The 17,971-nt window shown below is 39.9% G+C and carries 16 protein-coding genes; 6 read left to right on the top strand and 10 right to left on the bottom strand.

The features are described from left to right. Positions 1–275 precede the first annotated feature (275 nt). The 7 genes from LC608_RS08915 to LC608_RS08885 form a co-directional block, all read right to left on the bottom strand. The gene (locus tag LC608_RS08915) at positions 276–653 is read right to left on the bottom strand and encodes a hypothetical protein (protein ID WP_229553180.1); all 378 of its coding nucleotides are present in this window, start codon (positions 651–653) and stop codon (positions 276–278) included. Positions 654–1,335: 682 nt separating this feature from the next. Beyond that, positions 1,336–2,451 carry a calcium-binding protein gene (locus LC608_RS08910; protein ID WP_229553179.1) on the bottom strand — a complete coding sequence of 372 codons (1,116 nt, stop codon included), beginning with the start codon at positions 2,449–2,451 and terminating at the stop codon, positions 1,336–1,338. 64 nt (positions 2,452–2,515) lie between these two features. Further along, the gene (locus LC608_RS08905) at positions 2,516–2,794 is read right to left on the bottom strand and encodes a tetratricopeptide repeat protein (protein WP_229553178.1); all 279 of its coding nucleotides are present in this window, start codon (positions 2,792–2,794) and stop codon (positions 2,516–2,518) included. A 717-nt stretch (positions 2,795–3,511) separates the two neighbouring features. Next, a complete protein-coding gene (locus tag LC608_RS08900; RefSeq protein WP_229553177.1) occupies positions 3,512–3,805 on the bottom strand; it encodes a hypothetical protein in 294 nt (97 codons plus the stop codon). Positions 3,806–4,205: 400 nt separating this feature from the next. Beyond that, positions 4,206–5,003, bottom strand: coding sequence for a peptidylprolyl isomerase (locus LC608_RS08895; RefSeq protein WP_229553176.1), 798 nt, complete (start codon positions 5,001–5,003; stop codon positions 4,206–4,208). A gap of 145 nt (positions 5,004–5,148) precedes the next feature. Next, positions 5,149–6,687, bottom strand: a complete 1,539-nt coding sequence (locus LC608_RS08890; RefSeq protein WP_229553175.1) for an HlyD family efflux transporter periplasmic adaptor subunit — start codon at positions 6,685–6,687, stop codon at positions 5,149–5,151. 85 nt (positions 6,688–6,772) lie between these two features. After that, a complete protein-coding gene (locus tag LC608_RS08885; protein WP_229553174.1) occupies positions 6,773–9,829 on the bottom strand; it encodes a peptidase domain-containing ABC transporter in 3,057 nt (1,018 codons plus the stop codon). A 1,339-nt stretch (positions 9,830–11,168) separates the two neighbouring features. Between LC608_RS08885 and LC608_RS08880 the strand changes: the two genes are divergently transcribed. Then, positions 11,169–11,360 (top strand): FAD-dependent oxidoreductase, encoded by a 192-nt coding sequence (locus LC608_RS08880; protein ID WP_308189849.1) that lies wholly within the window; start codon positions 11,169–11,171, stop codon positions 11,358–11,360. Positions 11,361–11,442: 82 nt separating this feature from the next. On the opposite strand, the gene LC608_RS08875 is transcribed toward LC608_RS08880, so the two are convergent. After that, the gene (locus LC608_RS08875) at positions 11,443–11,931 is read right to left on the bottom strand and encodes a TIGR00725 family protein (RefSeq protein WP_229553173.1); all 489 of its coding nucleotides are present in this window, start codon (positions 11,929–11,931) and stop codon (positions 11,443–11,445) included. Positions 11,932–12,451: 520 nt separating this feature from the next. Between LC608_RS08875 and LC608_RS08870 the strand changes: the two genes are divergently transcribed. Further along, entirely contained in the window at positions 12,452–12,967 is a 516-nt protein-coding gene (locus tag LC608_RS08870) for a DUF6174 domain-containing protein (RefSeq protein WP_229553172.1), read from the top strand. Between the two features lie 392 nt (positions 12,968–13,359). Here the strand turns inward: LC608_RS08870 and LC608_RS08865 are convergent, their stop codons facing one another. Beyond that, positions 13,360–13,854, bottom strand: coding sequence for a DUF6174 domain-containing protein (locus tag LC608_RS08865; RefSeq protein ID WP_229553171.1), 495 nt, complete (start codon positions 13,852–13,854; stop codon positions 13,360–13,362). Positions 13,855–14,125: 271 nt separating this feature from the next. Between LC608_RS08865 and LC608_RS37230 the strand changes: the two genes are divergently transcribed. The 4 genes from LC608_RS37230 to speB all read left to right on the top strand — a co-directional run bounded on the left by LC608_RS37230 (position 14,126) and on the right by speB (position 16,845). Beyond that, a complete protein-coding gene (locus LC608_RS37230) occupies positions 14,126–14,497 on the top strand; it encodes an FAD-dependent oxidoreductase (protein WP_308189848.1) in 372 nt (123 codons plus the stop codon). 108 nt (positions 14,498–14,605) lie between these two features. Next, positions 14,606–14,836 (top strand): hypothetical protein, encoded by a 231-nt coding sequence (locus LC608_RS37225; RefSeq protein ID WP_308189847.1) that lies wholly within the window; start codon positions 14,606–14,608, stop codon positions 14,834–14,836. Positions 14,837–15,106: 270 nt separating this feature from the next. Continuing rightward, complete coding sequence (locus LC608_RS37220; RefSeq protein WP_308189846.1) at positions 15,107–15,715, top strand: FAD-dependent monooxygenase; 609 nt, start codon at positions 15,107–15,109, stop codon at positions 15,713–15,715. Positions 15,716–15,801: 86 nt separating this feature from the next. Then, positions 15,802–16,845, top strand: coding sequence for an agmatinase SpeB (gene speB, locus LC608_RS08855; protein ID WP_229553170.1), 1,044 nt, complete (start codon positions 15,802–15,804; stop codon positions 16,843–16,845). Positions 16,846–16,933: 88 nt separating this feature from the next. Here the strand turns inward: speB and LC608_RS08850 are convergent, their stop codons facing one another. After that, positions 16,934–17,611 carry a phosphoribosyltransferase gene (locus LC608_RS08850; protein WP_229553169.1) on the bottom strand — a complete coding sequence of 226 codons (678 nt, stop codon included), beginning with the start codon at positions 17,609–17,611 and terminating at the stop codon, positions 16,934–16,936. Between the last annotated feature and the right edge of the window lie 360 nt (positions 17,612–17,971).

Raw genomic sequence — 17,971 nt, 5'->3', positions numbered from 1 at the left:
TTAGTTGCTTGAGGGAGATCCATAAAAGTAAATCTCCAGCCTACCTTTCGGGAACTGCTTGGTGAAACGTGGTTTCGCTGTCAGCGTAGTGAGCTATTCGTTTTAATTAGGCTGGAGATTTATTTCAAATTCGTGCTTGGAGGACTTAACTTTTCACGGAAAGTCCTCAAACCACGAAACATCTGGGCTTTTTCCACAGGTTGATTATCAATAGCTCTGATCTAATGAAAATAGCTAACTGAAAAATCAGGGTTTGGAAAACCTCAAAATAAACTTTACAACCAGCCGTAAAAAGTCAGGTTGGATGGCAAATCAATCGAGCTTACAAAACTACTTGCAACAGCAGTGTTCCTAGAAGATTTAAATTTACTTTTTCTAATCACGATATCACCATCGCTTGCCACTATTAGGTTAGTTGTAGCATTATCACCAAATGCTCCAGCTAATCCTGTACCATACGCTGTATGGTCGTTTGACCAAGACGTAGCAGTACTATTTGCACTAACATAAAGGGAAGTTTCTGACCCGAAAGCAAATGCCTCAGATGTCACGCTCACTCCAGCAGAACCTAAAATCAGCTCATCTTCTGAAACATTCTGTAAATAGGCTAAATCAGCTATTTGCATAATTAGATAGCAACCTTTTTTCAACATGAGTTTAAACTTCGCGCCCTGTAATTTGATTCTTCTTCAACTTTATCGCTCATCTTTTGGCTGCGAAAAGTTTCGTCTTTGACTATTCTAATGAGGAACTCTTTAATTTTATCGAAATTTTCTAAGGACATATTTTTTATTGTCTCCTGGAACATTAGTATTTGTGATGTAAAAGTCAGCCAGTCTTTACAAGGCATCTCCATAAATTAATTATGCGTTGCCCGAAATCCTTGGTAGTCGCAATTCATTAATTGTGCCTACGTTATCACTAGATGTCTATATCGCTCTTTCATCACTCTGGTCAAAGAAAAATTTCAGCCAACTTCTAAACAAGTGACAGAAACTGGGTTTGGAGCTTTATTTTCTAACATTATGGCTAAAATCATCTATTTTGCCTGCAAGTCTTGTGTAGTAAAGATTATTGTTTTATTCTCTGGTGAGAGTGATGAAAGAGCGATAGTAATAGTCAAGCCTGCAAATATATAAAGGGATGTGCTGCTTGACGTAACTGCTCAGATGAGAATAGTGATCTGTGATAATTTGCAGACATCGCATACACGCTAACTTGCCTTCTTGTACCACCAGCGACAATCTCGACGGATATTTTCCAGAAATTCTAATCTCGACAGTCTACATCAGAGGATGCGTGAAAAGTATTCTTTATAACTTTTCAAACAACCCCTTAAACAATCTGTATGGTAGGTGCGACTTCTGCTGCTGCTACTCCAACCACAACCCCGATGATGTCTAGACCAGAACCAAAATCAGCGGCAATTATGGCATCAGTTCCCCCAGTCCCGAAAACATCTCCCTCGAGCAGCTGATATTTAATCCCATCTTGCAACTGGATGACATCGCCAGCCGCAGGGTCGAAATCACGTTGCAACACGCCGTTATTATCCACACCAATCACACCTGCATCAAAAATGGTCAAACCCTTACCTTGAGTAGAACCACCGAGGTAATAGAATTGTCCATTACCTCCGAGTACAAACTTGTCTCCCCCAGCTCCCCCGGTTAATAAATCGGTTTCTTGGAAGCCTGGGGCAATTCCTCCAAAAACGTCTTGACTACCACGACCCACACCGACGAGGACATCATTACCAGGGCCGCCCAGGAGAACATCATCATTGCCGCCCCCTCCGAGAATATCATTACCACTGTTGCCATTTACAGTATCTTGTCCGAGATCGCCGAACAGAAAGTCATTCCCGATACCGCCATCGAGGTTGTCATTGCCATCGCCGCCTTCGAGCCGATCATCTCCACCATCGCCACTAAGGGTGTCATTGCCAGCGTCTCCATAGAGGAGATCGTTTTGGCCTAACCCGAATATTTGATCATCCCCGTCACCCCCAAAAAGCGTATCTATACCTCCGCCTGTAAAGCTACTACCACTAGCTCCTTGGATGAAGTCATTGCCAGTTCCGCCCTCAATGCGATTATTGCCGCTTACACCTAGAAGGCGATCATTGCCAGATCCACCCAATAAGGTGTCGTTATCCTGGCCGCCTTGAATAATGTCATCACCATCACCGCCATCTAGTCTGTCGTTGCCTGAACCTCCATCAAGGAAGTCATTGCCCAGACCACCTACGAGTGTATCATTGCCGCCACCCCCAAAGAGGCGATCGCTACCATTGCCACCATTTAACGAATCGTCACCTTGGTCGCCTTGAAGGAAATCATCTCCCCCTAATCCCAACAAAGTATCGTTACCAAAACTTCCATAAAGTTGATCGACTACAGCAGTTCCTTCAAGGAAGTCATTACCGCTAGTTCCTCGTTTCAAAGCCATAAATTTTCTCTTTAATTTTAAGGTTTAGATTGATACCGTTTTGCTGCTAGGTCAAATGACCCGTTTAACCACAAATTTTTAGTGAGTCAAATCGTCTAATTTCTTGGTACTGGGTTTGATAAATCTGTGCTAAATTCATGTTGGCTTCCTGGTGTTGGGGATTAAATTCCAAAGCTTTTTGATAACAAGCGATTGCTTCTTCCCACTTCCCTTGTTGTTGCAGTACCACCCCCAAGTTATAATGGGCTTCTACTAAATCGGGCTGTAGTGCGATCGCAGTTTGATAGTAAACAACAGCATTTTTTTGCCAGTCCGCTGCTTTTTTGCGGGCAATGCCCAGCATATAATTCAATTCAGCATAATAGGCTTGTTTTTGTGTGGAAAGCTTTCCTTAGGCAAAAAGCATATTCCCTAAATTTACTTTTGCAGTAACTACGCAAAATTAATTACAGTCATTGCGAGCGTTGGCGGAGCGTCTCCAAGAGAAGCGTTCGCGGAGCGTCTCTTTGAGTTGCAATCCCAGACGCAAGCGAATTGCTTCATTTCGCTTCCCTCGTAATGACATTATGTAATTAATTATGTTTACCTACTTGTATCTGCGAAAAACTTAAGTTTCAGAAACTAATAACTGAATTCTGTTAAAATCGACTGAAATGCTGATTTTAAGTGTATTCAAACTGAATTGTACGATTCTGAAGAACCGTAGGTAAGACGCAAAACACAAGTTCAAAATAAAGGTTTGGGTGGATGGTAGGCAGTGCTTACCCTAATTTAATTGCAATAAAGACTATACTATTAACCCAGAGTTTTAATTCAGGGTCGGCAAACAGCGCAGAATAATAGCCTGGGTTGAGGACTAAATATTGTAAAAATTTATTGCGTCAACAGTTCTTTGAGATAAAACGATGTAGTTTAGGTAGAAGCTGAAGGCTCTCTGCTCATTTGAGCCTTCAGCAATTTATGAATGTACCAGGCTTTCAAGCCTTACTCTACTTGCAGGAGTTAATACTCTTTGTGAGTAGAGTTTAATTATGAACTGTAGCAAATACGGACAATGGAATTAGCCTTTGGTAGCAGAAGTCGAGAATGAGTTAGCCGCAGAAGAATTAGCATCAGTATTGGTGAAACTAAACACTTCAGCCAGGGTATTCTTGCCGAATGCGGTAGCTTGACCTTCAGCAGTAGCTAAGTTGCCGTTGATTTGAACATTAGCTTTTACATCTTTATTAATGTTGATGGCTTCCTTAACGTTAACTAAGATGTCTACGTTCTTCTTAGCAGTAAAACTAGCAGTATTACCACCAAGAACTTCTTCAGAGGTATTTTCCAAGTAGTTCAGATCAGAAATAATCATTTGAGTTTCTCCTGAAAATGGAATTTGTTTTTAGGATTTTTTCTAACCAATGTTTTATTGGTTATATGAATACACTATAGTTTGTTCCTTGAAAAGTCAATCTTTTTTAAGAAATGTTTGATTAAAAAAACTAATATGCTCACATTTAAAAAGAATCATATAGAGTATTAGTTATGATTGCAAAAAAGCAAAATGATTTTAGGCATTAATAACCTTAATTACTGCCTAGCAAGACTTATCAGGATTAAATTTAATTTCTTAAAACGCTAAACTAGTAACTTGTAGAGATATTCACAAAAGACTAAAGAGAAAAATTATTAAATTCTAAGCTAATAATACCAGCCTCCTTAACATTTTTCAAAAATAGAAACATCTATCTTTAGTTTGGGAATTTAATTACCTATTTGGTTTTGGTGAATGACGTATCTAGCAATTCTTCTTGCGATCGCACATTTGCATCCGAGTCTATCTGAGTGACAATTTTCATAGCGTTGATTTGTTGCTTTAACCAATCAGAAAATGATTCTGTAATGATTTTTTGGCGCAATTGTTCATTTAGTTGAGGTTGAATGACTTCTTCCACCCAAATTAAATACACTCCCTTGGGTGTTGTAATCGGTTTAAGGGCATTTGGTGGTACAGCAGCAAATACAGCTGCTGCAATCTCTGGGCGAAAATCTTTGCGATATCGGAGTCCTTTATATCCATAAGTACGGCGGAGTTCTGGTTGGGAAATATATAAACGGGCAATTTCAGGAAAATTGATTTCGCCTTCTTCTAGAGCAAAAAAAAGCTCTAAAGCCAAGTCTCGATCCTCAAATACGACTTCGTATGTAACGGCGGCGACATAATCTAGTTGGTGTTCATAAAAATGCTTTTCGAGTTGATTAGAAAATAGATGATTTGCTAACTTCCGCGAAAGGATGCTGTTGTAAGCTAATTCTTCAAACTCATTCACAGACAGGTGGTGTTTTTCTAGCCATGCCCAGGTTTCTTTAGCTTTGACAAGCTTCTTAGCAAACCTTAAGCCATCACCTTCTTGCTGTAGTTCTTCTGGTGTGACTGTAATTCCCAGTTCTTGAGCTGCTTCGGTAATGATGCTTTGCGATGCGATCGCCTCGACTACATCAGGTATCTGACATGAGAGTTTGAGGCTGTGAATGATATCTGAACTAGAAATTGTCAGACTATGGGGCATAACACGATATCTCCAATTATTAAGGGCATTGTTAAGTTAGGAGTTGGGAGGTGGGAGTTGGGAGTTATTTATTCCTCTTATTTCCCTTGTCGTATTTTTTAATTCCATCGGCGCTGCTCAGTCACCGCCGTAAGCATTGCTCTAACTAAATCTCTAAACCACCTTTTTGCAGTTTCTTGAACGGATCTAAAACAAAATCAATCACCCGCCGTTGGCGAATGATGACTTCAGCATTTGCTGTCTGACCGGCACCTAATGGAATACGTTTGTTGCCATTTTCGACATACTGCTGATCTAAAGTGATTTCTAATTCATAGTTTTCGATGTTTCCTTGGGGTGTTTGGGTAATTTTCGAGTCAGGAGAGATCCAAGTAACTTTCCCTGCCACGATGCCATACTCTTGGAAGGGATAGGCATCAAACTTGACTTTAACTGGCATTCCTATCTTCAAAAAACCACTATCCTGATTAGGCATATTAGCTCTGAGTACGAAGTCTGCATTCTTGGGTGCAATTTGGGCAATCCTTTGACCGAGTTGTACTACTGCTCCCGGCTTCGTGGTGGGTAATTCAAAAATTACCCCATTAATCGGCGATCGCACCACTCGTTGCTGTATCTGAACTTTTATAGATGTAATCTGGCTTTTAGTCTGAGCCACTTCTGATTGCAGTGCTGTTATTTGCGCCTGTAGGTCTTTTAGCTGTTCCTGATTTTTCATTACAGCCAGTTCCCCGGCTTGCATCAAACTTTTATAGCTACTTTGTTCCTCTTGCAGTCGGAGTTTTGCTTGTTTGATATCAGATTCCAACGTATTGATAGTTACTTGATAACGATTTAGCTCTCCTGCTAACTGCAATTGTGCTTGTTTAATATCTGATATGGCCTTGCTATAGAGTCGTTTGCTTTCTTGTTCTTCTTTTTTGAGTTCATCGACTTGAGTTGCAGAAACCGCACCATCCTGAACGAGTTTGCTAAAGCGTTGAACTTGCCTAGAATCTATACCCAAACGACTTTTAGCCGATTGCTGATCGTTGTGAGTCGTGTAAATCTGCTGTTGTGCTTGCTTAACTAATGCTTGCTTTTCTAACTTTTGGAGATTATAGCTACTCAGTTTGGCATCCAGGTTTTGCTGCGCCTGGTTAACTTGAGCCATTTTTTCTAATTCTTGCGATTTATTTTGTTGCTCTAAAAGGCTAGTTGAAATTAGGAGTTGATTTTTGAGCAGTTCTAATTGCGATCGCCGATTTTGTAGCCCTTCCAATTTACTCATGCTTTGTTGCAGTTCCGTTTGCAGGACATCAGACTCTAGTTCTACTAGAACCTGGTCGGCTCTGACTGTATCTCCTTCTTTGACCATAACTGCTTTGACACTCCCACCAGCTTGGGCGTCTAATTTTTGAGTTGCCCCTTTAGGTTCTATACGTCCTCTAGCACTGCCAGTCTCATCTACTTTCGAGAGAGTTGCCCAAGGTAAAAAAAGACCAGCAAAGCCTATGAGTATATACAACAAACCACGAGTCCAAATCCGAGGTAAGGCATTGAGCAATGCTTCAGTACCGTAATACAAGTCTTGACTGTTAGTTTCTGCCTCAGCAACTTCTACAGATTCCTCTTGCTGTGTGTAACTTTGGTATTTATCTGTCTCATTTTGAGGAACTGGGGATGATCTATTGGGAGATGGCATAGTTTTAGTTCCGATAAAATTAAATATATATATGGGGGAGAGAGAGAAGAACTATTAATTATTTATTAATGCCCCATGCCCAATCTCAACTGACTTGAGCCAGCTGTTGTTGATTCAGGTAGTAATAATGACCTTTTTTAGTGATTAATTCGTCGTGAGTACCGCTTTCTACCAAAATGCCTTGATCTAAAACCAGAATCAAGTCAGCGTTGCGGACTGTAGAAAGGCGATGGGCAATGATTACACTTGTGCGTCCTTGAAGAATTGTTTTGAGGTTGTTTTGAATAATTCGTTCTGATTCAGAATCTAGGTGGCTGGTGGCTTCATCAAACAGTAATAACCGAGGATTTCCGAGCAAAGCACGAGCGATCGCTAGGCGTTGGCGTTGTCCACCAGAAAGCATACCGCCGCCTTCACCAATTTCTGATTCGTAACCCATCGGTAGTTTTTGAATAAATTCATCGGCTCCGGCGTATTTTGCTGCTTGGGTAATTTCTTCCAAAGAGGCATTTGGATGAGCGATCGCAATGTTTTCCCGAATAGTCCCACCAAAGAGAAAAGTATCTTGGTCTACAACACCGATTTGAGAACGGAGCGATCGCAAGGAAACACTAGTAATATCGCAACCATCAATGAGTACTTTGCCATCTGTCGGTGGGTATAAACCTAAAATCAACTTGCTGAGGGTTGTTTTTCCAGAACCACTGCGCCCCACCACTGCAACCATCTGTTCCGGCTGGATTTCAAAGTTAAGATTTTCTAAGACATTAGTCTCGGTTTCTGAGTGATAGCGAAAGGTGACATTATGAAAGCTAATGTGACCGCGCAGCTTACCCAACGCCTTCCGGGGTTTAGTTTCTAAGTCTTCTTCTGGTTCCGCCTCCAACACATCATTTATGCGTTCGGTGGAAATCACAATTTCTTGCAATTGATTCCACAGCATAGATAGCCGTTGGAAAGGACTCAAGACGTTACCCACCAACATATTGAAAGCAACTAATTGTCCAATCGTCAGTTCGCCATTAATTACCTGGGTCGCTCCATACCACAGCAATGCAGTATTTACAAAAGTTTGGATGACGCCACTGATAATTTGCAGTTGATTACCAATTATTTGAGCATTAAAGGCTTTTTTGACCAAATCATTCAGCAGTTCCTCCCAACGCCAGCGCACAGTCTGTTCAATTGACAATGAGCGAACGGTACGAATTCCGCTAAGGGATTCTATGAGATAGCTTTGTTCTTTAGCGCCTGCATTAAAAATTTCTCTAGAGATACGGCGCAAAATATTTGTGCTCGCTAGCGCCAAGATAAAAAATGGCGGTACTGTACACAGCACGAATAATGACATGCGCCAGCTATAGGAGAACATCAAGGACAGATAAACCACCAATGTCAGCATATCCAGCAAAATGGAGAGTGTCTCACCAGTGAGGAATTGCTGAATTTTCTGGTTTTCTTGGATGCGTGAGACTATATCCCCAACGTAACGCGACTCGAAATAAGAAAGGGGCAAGCGGAAGGTATGTTTGATAAAACCTACGAGTAGGGAGATACTAACGCGGTTAGCAGTATGAAATAGAAGATATTGCCGTAGAGCATTGACAGCGACACCAAATAATCCAAAAATAATCATCCCCAAACCAATAGCGTTTAAGGTTGTAACGCTACGTTGCACAAGTACTCTATCGAGCAACAATTGAGTGAATACTGGCGTTACCAGTCCAAATAATTGGATTAATACCGAAGCTGCAAAGATTTCTAATAATGTCCGATAGTGAGGTTTGATTAACTCAAAAAATTTCCAGAAGCTTGTACTTTCGTTTTTAGTATTTTCTAATAAAGCTGTAGGTTGCAGTAACAATGCATAACCACTCCAACCTGCTTGAAATTCAGCTTTTGTCAGGCTGCGTTGACCAAGAGCAGGATCACATACAATCACCCGCTTTTTGGTGATTTCATAGACAACGATAAAGTGTTTGCCTTCCCAATGGACGATTGCAGGTAAAGGTTGTTCTGCTAATTTATCAAGAGTGGCTTTCACCGGACGGGTAGCAAAACCCAGGTTTTCTGCTGCTGTTGCCATAGCCTTTAGAGATGCACCACTACGGTTGACGTTGGTCATATCCCGCAGGCGATTGATACTAAAATGCTTCCCCCAATAGTTACCAATCATCACCAAGCAAGCAGAGCCACAATCGGCAGCACTTTGTTGGGCATAAAAGGGATAGCTCTTAGTGAGATGTCTCCACCAATGCCCTACTTGCACTTTCGGACTGGGAAAGTAAAAACGTGCTTTTTTTGGTTGTTGTTGTGACTGCTGATCTCGTTGGGGAAAAGGAATGATTTTGGATTTTGGAGATTGGGAAGTTTTTACCCTACTCTCCACTCTCCACTCCCCACTCCCCACTCCCCAATTCCCCAACTCCGGGAAGTATTCTAGTGCTGTTTGCTTATGGTCGTTTTTCAGAATGTAAGCAATTGTTGGTTGAGTTACGTGCCAATCACCTTGTTTTGGTTGGGCAAAGATTGTACCTGGTGTCAAAAAATGACCTTCAGAATGCCGCAGTTGACCTCTGTACAATAGCCATAACTCAGAATCTTGGGATACTTGCGTAGTTAGAGAGCCAGTTTCTAAATGCTGTCGCTCAAAGAGAGATAAAGCTTTGAGCATCCCTGGTACAAGTGAAGTATGGCACGGTAATTGTGAGGTTTGGCGACATAACAACAGCAAATCCCAAAGTTCTGCGCGGGCAAAAAGGCGATCGCGAATATTAGGATATTTATCTATCAATGTTTGCAATGCGTCTTGCCTGAAATAGCCCAGTTTTAAGCTTGTCGAAGCTCTGACTACATAAGGACTAAAGTCAGCTTCGGGAAAAAGAGTCAATTCGCCGAAAACAGACCATGCACCAAAGGTAGTGATTAAATTCTCAGAGCTATCCAACAGTCGGACTTTACCTGTAAGGATAATGTAGATACCAGGATTCGTCTGTGCAGATTGCCAGAACTGCTTTGCTAGTGGTGGCTCCACAATTTCCATTGTTGCCAAAAAGTTTTGTAATTCTTTTTCTGAAAGCTTTGCACCCAAGGTGTACAAGAGCCTTTCGCCTACATGTTCCTCAGAAAGCACGGGTGGCATTTTCTAATCTCCAAGACGAAATTTAGCTATTGGTCTAAATTGAAAAAATTAACATTAAGTATTCGTTGATACTTTTTTATTCTGCGAAGAAACTCTAAGCTTCCTAGAAGAAAAGAGTTTTTTTGATAAAAAAGTGTTTTTATTTGACAATCACTAATGTGAATGCTGTATTGTTTGGCTAGACGTTTGCCTAACCAAGCCTTAATGTTCGTAAAGCATCAACCCTTGAGGTGTCTTCGGACGCCACAAAATTCGTGCTTTTAGCAAGAGGTTGAAAAAGAATTTTGAAGCAAAGCGTCTAGAGCTTTGCCAAGCAAGGTATTAAAATCAATTGAGTAGGGGATGCTTCAGTTTACAGCCCGTAACCTCCAATATTAAAAAGCTGGCTTTGGGCAGGCTACAGTCAAAAGGCGAGAAAAACTATAAAGCACATCATGCTTTTTTGAGATTTTAATAGTCAATAAAAATCTCACTTCAACCAACAATATTGCTTGCTTTGCTTAGAAGCTACTAAACTCAATCTTTTTACAGTCATGTTTAGTCTCTTTAAACATCTATGTAAACAAGTACGTTAAATTTATTACACCTCCTACAACGGAATTAGTGCGAGTGGTTAAAATGGTTATGCGAGAAACATATTTACATAATTAAGTAGGCGGAAAAATTTATAACTATGTTATATGTCCTGGCGTTCCCACAGGGTACGCAGCAAAGCCAAGCAATCACAAGAGCTTCAAGCTTTTTATATTTCGTTACATAGTTAGGTTTATTTGTGCATACCTACTTAGCTTACACCGATTAACTTAAAGTTTAAATATGTTTATGCCTATTTTCGTGTAAATTTTTTGAAATGTTACATAAGGGATATTCTTAGCAAAAAAAATATAATTCTAAGTCATTTATACATTAAATCTTTAAACAAATAGACCACATAGTATGGTGCAAGTTATAACAGCACATAATATTCCCGGTTCGCTCATTTTGTCGGGAGTTAGAAACAAAGTCTAGTCAAGGGTAAAAGGCTGATCGCCAGTTAGTTGAGTGTTAATAGTAGTTGAGAACCCAAGCAGAGTAAGAATACGCTATAAATAAATAAATACGAAAATGGCTGTAAGTAACCCTGAGTATAGCTTTGAGGCTTTTCAAAGTTTATTTGGGAGAACTTTTTGTCTTATAGTACGCGCAGATGCTGCCAAAACTAAAACATTATTAGACTTGTGTGTTTCTTCACGTCAAGCTGAGTATAGGAAATTTTTTGAATTTTATAAAATTTTAAACCGGGTTAAACAGCCATAGTGTAAATTTAGTGTCAACTAGATATAGCGAGTAAATTAAAGCTATGCTTCCCGATAGCCCAAATGCTCATATTTCAGGTTACAATGCGGGTTCTGGTCAAGGTCGAGTGATAGTCATTGGAGCAGGCTTTACTGGGTTAAGTGCTGCACGACTATTAAAAACTAAAGGATACGATGTTACGCTATTGGAAGCTAGCGATCGCCTTGGTGGTCGGCACAGACAAAACTACTTCTAAGTAGCGATCGCTTTGTGGTAGGTGGTATGGATATAATCGGAGATTATCTGGCTTGTGGGACTTAAACATTACAAATTACGAATTAGTATAAAATTGTTTTGGCAGTAGCGATCGCCTGATCCACACTCTCCACAATATAAACATTTTCTGGTGATAGCTTTTTGAAGAAAATCTTACTTTCTTCATCATTAGTCAACAAAATTACTTGCTTATTTCCTTTCAAAGCTAAGGCAATTTCTGAAGCAGTTCCTGCACCCATACCGCAGGCAATTACCACATCACTAGTGAGAACATTAATATTATTTCTAGCATTTCCCATGTCTGTGAAAATAGCAATATCTACTGAAGAGGAAATACTATCTTGATTATCGCTGGGAAGAATACCAATAGTTAAACCCTTAGCAGATTTTGCACCTTTACTTACTGTATCCATTACACCGACATTTCTACCACCTGTGAGTAAAATCCATCCTTGTTTGGCAATAAGTTGACCTAGTGTATAAGCATTTTGTAAATCATTTGCTGTCGCATTTTTTCCAGGCCCCATCACCCCAACAATAATTTTTCTCATAGAATTTCAATTTCTAACAGCGTTTTATAAGTAGTTACTCTTAGTAGAGCAATTACTACATGGGTATAGCTATTCTTACTAGATAATTGTAAAAACTGATGTAATGATAAAATAAATAAATTAACTCTTTCCAGAAAATATAAATAAGTTTATCTTCGACTGTATCCGTCTCTAACTTCCGCCTTAAAATGATTATCATTACTACATAAGTAAATATTTAATTTCCTGAAACTCCTATGTAGCTAGGGTCTTGGGGTTTACCTGATACTGGCTTTTAAGTTTTATAATGCCAATTTTAAAATTATTCGTTTTTTGCATAAAACACAAAATTTGAGGTGAATAGTACTGTAAGGTTGTGTGGAATTTTTTTCAGTTTATAGTAGAGAATATTCCTGCTGTTACGAGCGCTTAGGGATTCTCTGTATAAACTGTGTCAACTTATAAAAGTGATTTCAACTCTCTGGAATCCTATTTAGTCACACTGAAACTATAACTCAACGTTAGTTAACAAAGGATTGATATGCGCTTACCTATTGCTATTAGTGCAATCTTAGTAGCATCTTTGAGTTTGAATGCTCCAGTAATGTCTGTGCCTCCTACGCATGGAGCAAAAGCAGAAATTACTAACTCGAACTTAACACAGCTAAGAATTAATCGCCAATTGTGGAATCAAAAAAAAATTAACAACTATCGCTACAAACTTAGCAATAATTGTTTTTGTCTTCCCGATTTCAGAGGGCCAGTAATCATTGAAGTACGTAACGGCATCACAAAATCTATCACGAATGCTCAAACTGGTAAGCGAGTGAATCCACAGGTCTTACAACAATTACAACAATATAGTACAGTTCCTAAGCTTTTTAATTTGATTCTGAATACGATCAATAGTGGAGAATCTGAGCTAACTGTAGTGTACAATCCACAGCTTGGTTATCCAACCCAAATTAATATCGGTAATCTAGCTGCCGATGCTGGAGTATTTACTACAATTAGCAATTTTGAAGTACTTCATGAGGGTTCATACATAAAGCGATGACACTGTTTTTGACAATCCAATAAATCCACACTAAGAAAACTTCACAACTCTGTTTGTTGATGACAACCTGGATTTACAGTGTTAAATAGAATTTATATCAAATTCGGGTGATTACTAAACCCGAAGAACCCCACCCCGCCAAGGCTATGCTTTGTCTCCCTGCCCCTAATCCCCAGAGGGGGCCCCAAGTTCCCCGCTTGCGGGGAGGCATTGATAGAGAGTTACTCATTTAGTGCAGCTTCACATTAAATTGGTATTAAATGAAGGGGCAGGTTGTTATATTTCGATATTTTTGATTTTACTGCCCCAACTTTTAGATAGAAAATGGCTGAACTAGCCTTTTTCGACAAGCCAGGAATTTTCTATTATATGAATGCTTTCGTTAGTTATATTTACTTGATCTGTTGCAGATTACTAATTGTAAAGAATATTTCATCATCAGTTCTTTGCTTATCATAATCAATGTTAATTTGAGTAGGGTAGCCAAGTATCGGGTTATATTGTACAGTCAAGTTATCTGCTCTTTGAATGAGTGCATTTCTAATGGTATTAAAGAGTTTAGGAATTGTATTATATTTTTCAAATAATGCTGTATCTACTGGTTTTTTAGCATATTTATAAGTAATGGAAGCCGTGACTCCATTACGTACTTCAATAATCACTGGTTCTGTGGCTTTGGGAAAACAGAAGCAACTTCTAGTAAATTCATAGCGATAGTTAGAGATATTTTTATGTCTCCATAATCGGGAATTAGTCTTAAATTGTTCTAAAGCGAAACTATTAGACGCTGGCTTTTGAGCTACCTGTATAGGAGGTTGAGATATTACAGGTGTACTCAAACCCAAAGACGCGACTAAAATGGCAGTAATTGCAATTGGTAAGCGCATATAAATCCATCCTTAACTTGAATTTGTTAGTAGTTTAACTTCTTAGTAGTTTAACGTGCTTTAAGGTGATTGCCAAAAAATGAAATTATTTTTGACACTCATCCATAGCCTAGTTTTACTCATTTATACGGGCTGCGATCGCATTCAACAACGGCAAAATATCTAACTTTTTATATTTGATTTTAATATTGTTGTGTGATCCTATGTAAATTGAGGGTTATAGCTTTCCATATTGCCCAGCTTCTATCCCAGATTATTGTATATAAAAAATATGCCGGAAACTAAATCAAGTCCTCATACACATACAAACACATCAACCAAAGCTGATACCTTAGCCGCATCTGTTATCTCTTCTTCTAATCCTCAAGAAATCTACGATGTTGTAATAGTTGGCGCTGGCCCTATTGGGTTAGCAACTGCCATTGGCTTACGTAAACGTGGTATTGAAAATGTCCTTGTAATCGATCAAACTCGCGCCTTTCGTCAAGTTGGACAAACAGTGGATCTTCTCCCCAATGGATTACAAGCTCTCAAATACTTAGATCCTAACGCTTACGAAGAAGTCAAAAAAACTGGACTGGATTTATTGAATCCCAAGCAGTCTAATGACCAGGAAACTGTCGAATCTGCTCAAAAGCAATAACCTGCAAAGGCTTCACCCCAATGGGTTTATAAAAATTTACAGGGAAAGATAATTAATTCAATTTCGCTTAGTTTTGATGACTGGTTTAAAGAATATGGCGAGGGTCGAGTGTCAATTTCTTGGTACAATTTGCAGACAACCCTTAGACAGCTACTTCCACAAGACCGAGTTAAAGCTAATCATCGTTGTATTAATGTTGTGAATGAGCCGGAAAAAGGTTGTATTCGCATAGATTGTGTAGGTGACACACGAATAGAAACCAACCCCTACGCGTATTGGGCAGAGGGGCAGAAAAATAATGATATACAGCTGCAAAACTCAGATATTACCCCCCAATAATTAGAAACAAAATCGATTAGAGCTAAACTAGTTGTTGCAGCAGATGGGATTAATTCAACAGTTCGTAGGCTGCTTTACACAGATACTCAATATCATGATTTTGCGCGACCTGAATACTCTGGATTTGCAGCTATATTTTGTAGGAAAATAGCTGAGATAGCAAAGGAACTAAAGACGGAACTAGAAGATTTATTTGAAGATTCACCAGTTATAACAATCACTAATGATGAAATATCTGGAAATTCTGTTTTTATAAATAACATCAGGATTATGTTATTTCGCAGACCAACTGGTGAACTTGGGTACGTAATACATCTTGCTTTGCCTTTAGACTCGTTGCAAGGAAAGTCTGAAAGTTCTTTAATTGACTTAGCTTTGCAGGAATTGGAGAAAGCAGACTTTCCTGATTCGCTCAAGCAATTAGTGCGTATATCTCCTCCTGCCAACATGCAGCAGCGTCCATACTACGTTCACCCTGCTACCATTTCAGATTCTCTACAAGTTTCTAACCCAACTGACCTCAATACTGAAGCTAATCCTGCTAAAATTCCACCAGCCTGGAGTGTAGGGCGAATCGTATTAGTTGGCGATGCAGCACATGGAATGCCTCCCTTTATGGCTCAAGGAGCTAATCAAGGATTTGAAGATGCGCTAATAGTTACAACACTCATTGCTAAAATTGCTGAGGAGAATAACTGGGATAATCTCCAAGCTATAGCCAAAGCCTTTGAGAAATATGAGTGTCTTCGTCGCCCACTGATGGCATACGTCCAACAAGCAACATTAAAGCGATCGCCCCACTCATCAGACAATGAGTGGCAGGAGTACGGACAACAGGTGTATCGCCGCAATTTTGACCAAGTAATAAAGGCGCTGTAGCTTACCGTCTGGGAAAAATTTTTATTACAATGCAGATGTCCACTAGGCGGCGTGCTGTCTATCCACGTAAATCCAGAAGATAATCGATGAGTAATCAATTACAAGACTACAATCCTAGCGGCATAGGTGAAGTAAATGGCAACCTCTTAGGTTTGCCCTGCGATTATGAGTCTGCAAACCTGATTGTCTTTGGTGTGCCGTGGGAAGTCACTGTTTCTTATGGCGCTGGCACTGCTAACGGCCCACAGCGAATTCTCGATGCTTCAACTCAACTAGATTTGTTCGATTTTGATAACCCTGATGGTTGGAAGCAGGGAATTTTCATGGTGGAAATTCCCCAAGATATTTTAGAGAAGAATACATATTACCGCGCCTTGGCAGCAAAAATTATTGAACGATTAGCCCAAGGTAAAGAACTCTCAGATACACCAGATTTAACACCTGTCCTCAGAGAAATTAATCAAGTTTGTCAACAGGTAAATCAATGGCTGTTTGAAAATTGCCAGCAAGCAATTAATAATGGTAAGCGAGTTGCAGTCATTGGTGGGGATCATAGTTCGCCGTTAGGTTATTTCCAAGCATTAGCGGCTAAGTACGCAAACTATGGCATTTTGCACATTGATGCCCACGCAGATTTACGTGATGCGTATGAGGGATTTGAATTTTCTCATGCGTCTATTATGTTTAATGCGATGAAAATACCGCAAATTTCCAAGCTAGTGCAGGTGGCTTTGCGTGATATTAGTCATGATGAAGTGCAAATGATTGACCAATCTGATAGTCGCATTATTGCATATTACGACCCAGCCATTAAACAAAAGCTTTACTCTGGAACAACTTGGATTGATTTATGCCGAGAAATTATCAGTCATTTACCTGAGTCTGTTTATATTAGCTTTGATGCAGATGGTCTAGATCCCAAACTTTGTCCGAGTACAGGTACTCCTGTTCCAGGTGGGTTGGAATTAGAGCAAACATTTTGTCTATTCCGGGAATTAGTTAATAGTGGGAGAAAAATTATTGGCTTTGATATCTGCGAAGTCGGTAATGGTGAGTGGGATGGTAATGTCGGAGCGCGGGTAGTTTACAAACTGGCAAATTTAATGGATTTATCTCAGCAGAAAATATAAACGATAAAGTTGTGGCAGAGTGGGAATGATACTGAACTCATGGCGATGACTACAGCAACTCCTTCGTTTCTCACTCTCGAAGAATTTCTCAATATGTATGGATGGGGTTCTCTCCCCAGCAAGAAGTACCCTCTGTCCCTTTTGCGAGTAAGTCGCAGACTTCTTCATCCGTAGTTTGGGGAAAGTTTTCGTACCAAAGACCAACGCTTTGGAAATGGCTAGGTGTCAAAATACAAACAATTTTATCTACCTTAGCTTCTAACTTATGGCAAGTTTCGGGTGCACCGACAGGTACAGCAATCACAATCTGAGCGGGTTGCTGCTTTCGCACAGCCACAACAGCAGCCCACATAGTTGCACCCGTGGCTAAACCATCATCTACTAAAATGACCGTGCGTCCTTGTAAATTTGGTAAGGGACGATTTGAACGATAAAGCCGTTCTCGCCGCTCTAACTCCCGTTCTTCTTGCACTGCCACCCTAGCAATTACTTCATCGGATATCTTCACCAGGCTGATTATATATTCATTGACTATCCGCACACCACCAGAAGCGATCGCTCCCATAGCTAGTTCTTCTTGATCGGGTACACCCAATTTACGTACCACAAAAACATCTAGAGGAGCATTTAATGCTTTGGCAATCTCAAAGGCAACAGGTACACCACCCCTTGGTAGCCCTAATACCAGAACATCTGGGCGGTTAGTATAAGCGGCTAACTCTTTAGCCAAAACTTGACCCGCAAACCTCCGATCTTTGAATCGCATGGTGTGGCACTCCTGATTAGTTTACAAAAGATTAAATATTTACATGCATTCGCCCTTGACTTTTTTTAATTAATTTTGGGTTCAGCAGCCCACAATGATAGGGTTCGGGTAGCGCCTGGTCGAGAAGCAGTAGCTCATCCTAGAGCGTCTGGCAATTTTTAATTAATAATTTTTAATTGGAGCATTGGTGCAACATCTCCTAGAGAAGCTACTTAACTGCCTGCCTCTACCAAGAAATTTTTTAATCAAACGGTATTGAAACGAGCGCGATTTTGCGCCTGGCCAATAAACTCATCATGTTGCATTTTCCCTCCAAATTTGTTTTAATGCATGACTTGTTAAATTTTTAGATGTTCTGAA

Origin of the sequence: Nostoc sp. XA010, assembly GCF_020829625.1 — a bacterium.
Taxonomy (GTDB): Bacteria; Cyanobacteriota; Cyanobacteriia; order Cyanobacteriales; family Nostocaceae; genus Nostoc.
This window is presented reverse-complemented; position numbering and strand designations above follow the sequence as displayed.

What these genes read in the sequence shown, in the direction of transcription:
- LC608_RS08915 (WP_229553180.1), bottom strand. Translation starts at nt 653, where the DNA reads ATGTTGAAAAAAGGTTGCTATCTAATTATGCAAATAGCTGATTTAGCC.
- LC608_RS08910 (WP_229553179.1), bottom strand. Translation starts at nt 2,451, where the DNA reads ATGGCTTTGAAACGAGGAACTAGCGGTAATGACTTCCTTGAAGGAACT.
- LC608_RS08905 (WP_229553178.1), bottom strand. Translation starts at nt 2,794, where the DNA reads ATGCTGGGCATTGCCCGCAAAAAAGCAGCGGACTGGCAAAAAAATGCT.
- LC608_RS08900 (WP_229553177.1), bottom strand. Translation starts at nt 3,805, where the DNA reads ATGATTATTTCTGATCTGAACTACTTGGAAAATACCTCTGAAGAAGTT.
- LC608_RS08895 (WP_229553176.1), bottom strand. Translation starts at nt 5,003, where the DNA reads ATGCCCCATAGTCTGACAATTTCTAGTTCAGATATCATTCACAGCCTC.
- LC608_RS08890 (WP_229553175.1), bottom strand. Translation starts at nt 6,687, where the DNA reads ATGCCATCTCCCAATAGATCATCCCCAGTTCCTCAAAATGAGACAGAT.
- LC608_RS08885 (WP_229553174.1), bottom strand. Translation starts at nt 9,829, where the DNA reads ATGCCACCCGTGCTTTCTGAGGAACATGTAGGCGAAAGGCTCTTGTAC.
- LC608_RS08880 (WP_308189849.1), top strand. Translation starts at nt 11,169, where the DNA reads ATGCTTCCCGATAGCCCAAATGCTCATATTTCAGGTTACAATGCGGGT.
- LC608_RS08875 (WP_229553173.1), bottom strand. Translation starts at nt 11,931, where the DNA reads ATGAGAAAAATTATTGTTGGGGTGATGGGGCCTGGAAAAAATGCGACA.
- LC608_RS08870 (WP_229553172.1), top strand. Translation starts at nt 12,452, where the DNA reads ATGCGCTTACCTATTGCTATTAGTGCAATCTTAGTAGCATCTTTGAGT.
- LC608_RS08865 (WP_229553171.1), bottom strand. Translation starts at nt 13,854, where the DNA reads ATGCGCTTACCAATTGCAATTACTGCCATTTTAGTCGCGTCTTTGGGT.
- LC608_RS37230 (WP_308189848.1), top strand. Translation starts at nt 14,126, where the DNA reads ATGCCGGAAACTAAATCAAGTCCTCATACACATACAAACACATCAACC.
- LC608_RS37220 (WP_308189846.1), top strand. Translation starts at nt 15,107, where the DNA reads ATGTTATTTCGCAGACCAACTGGTGAACTTGGGTACGTAATACATCTT.
- speB (WP_229553170.1), top strand. Translation starts at nt 15,802, where the DNA reads ATGAGTAATCAATTACAAGACTACAATCCTAGCGGCATAGGTGAAGTA.
- LC608_RS08850 (WP_229553169.1), bottom strand. Translation starts at nt 17,611, where the DNA reads ATGCGATTCAAAGATCGGAGGTTTGCGGGTCAAGTTTTGGCTAAAGAG.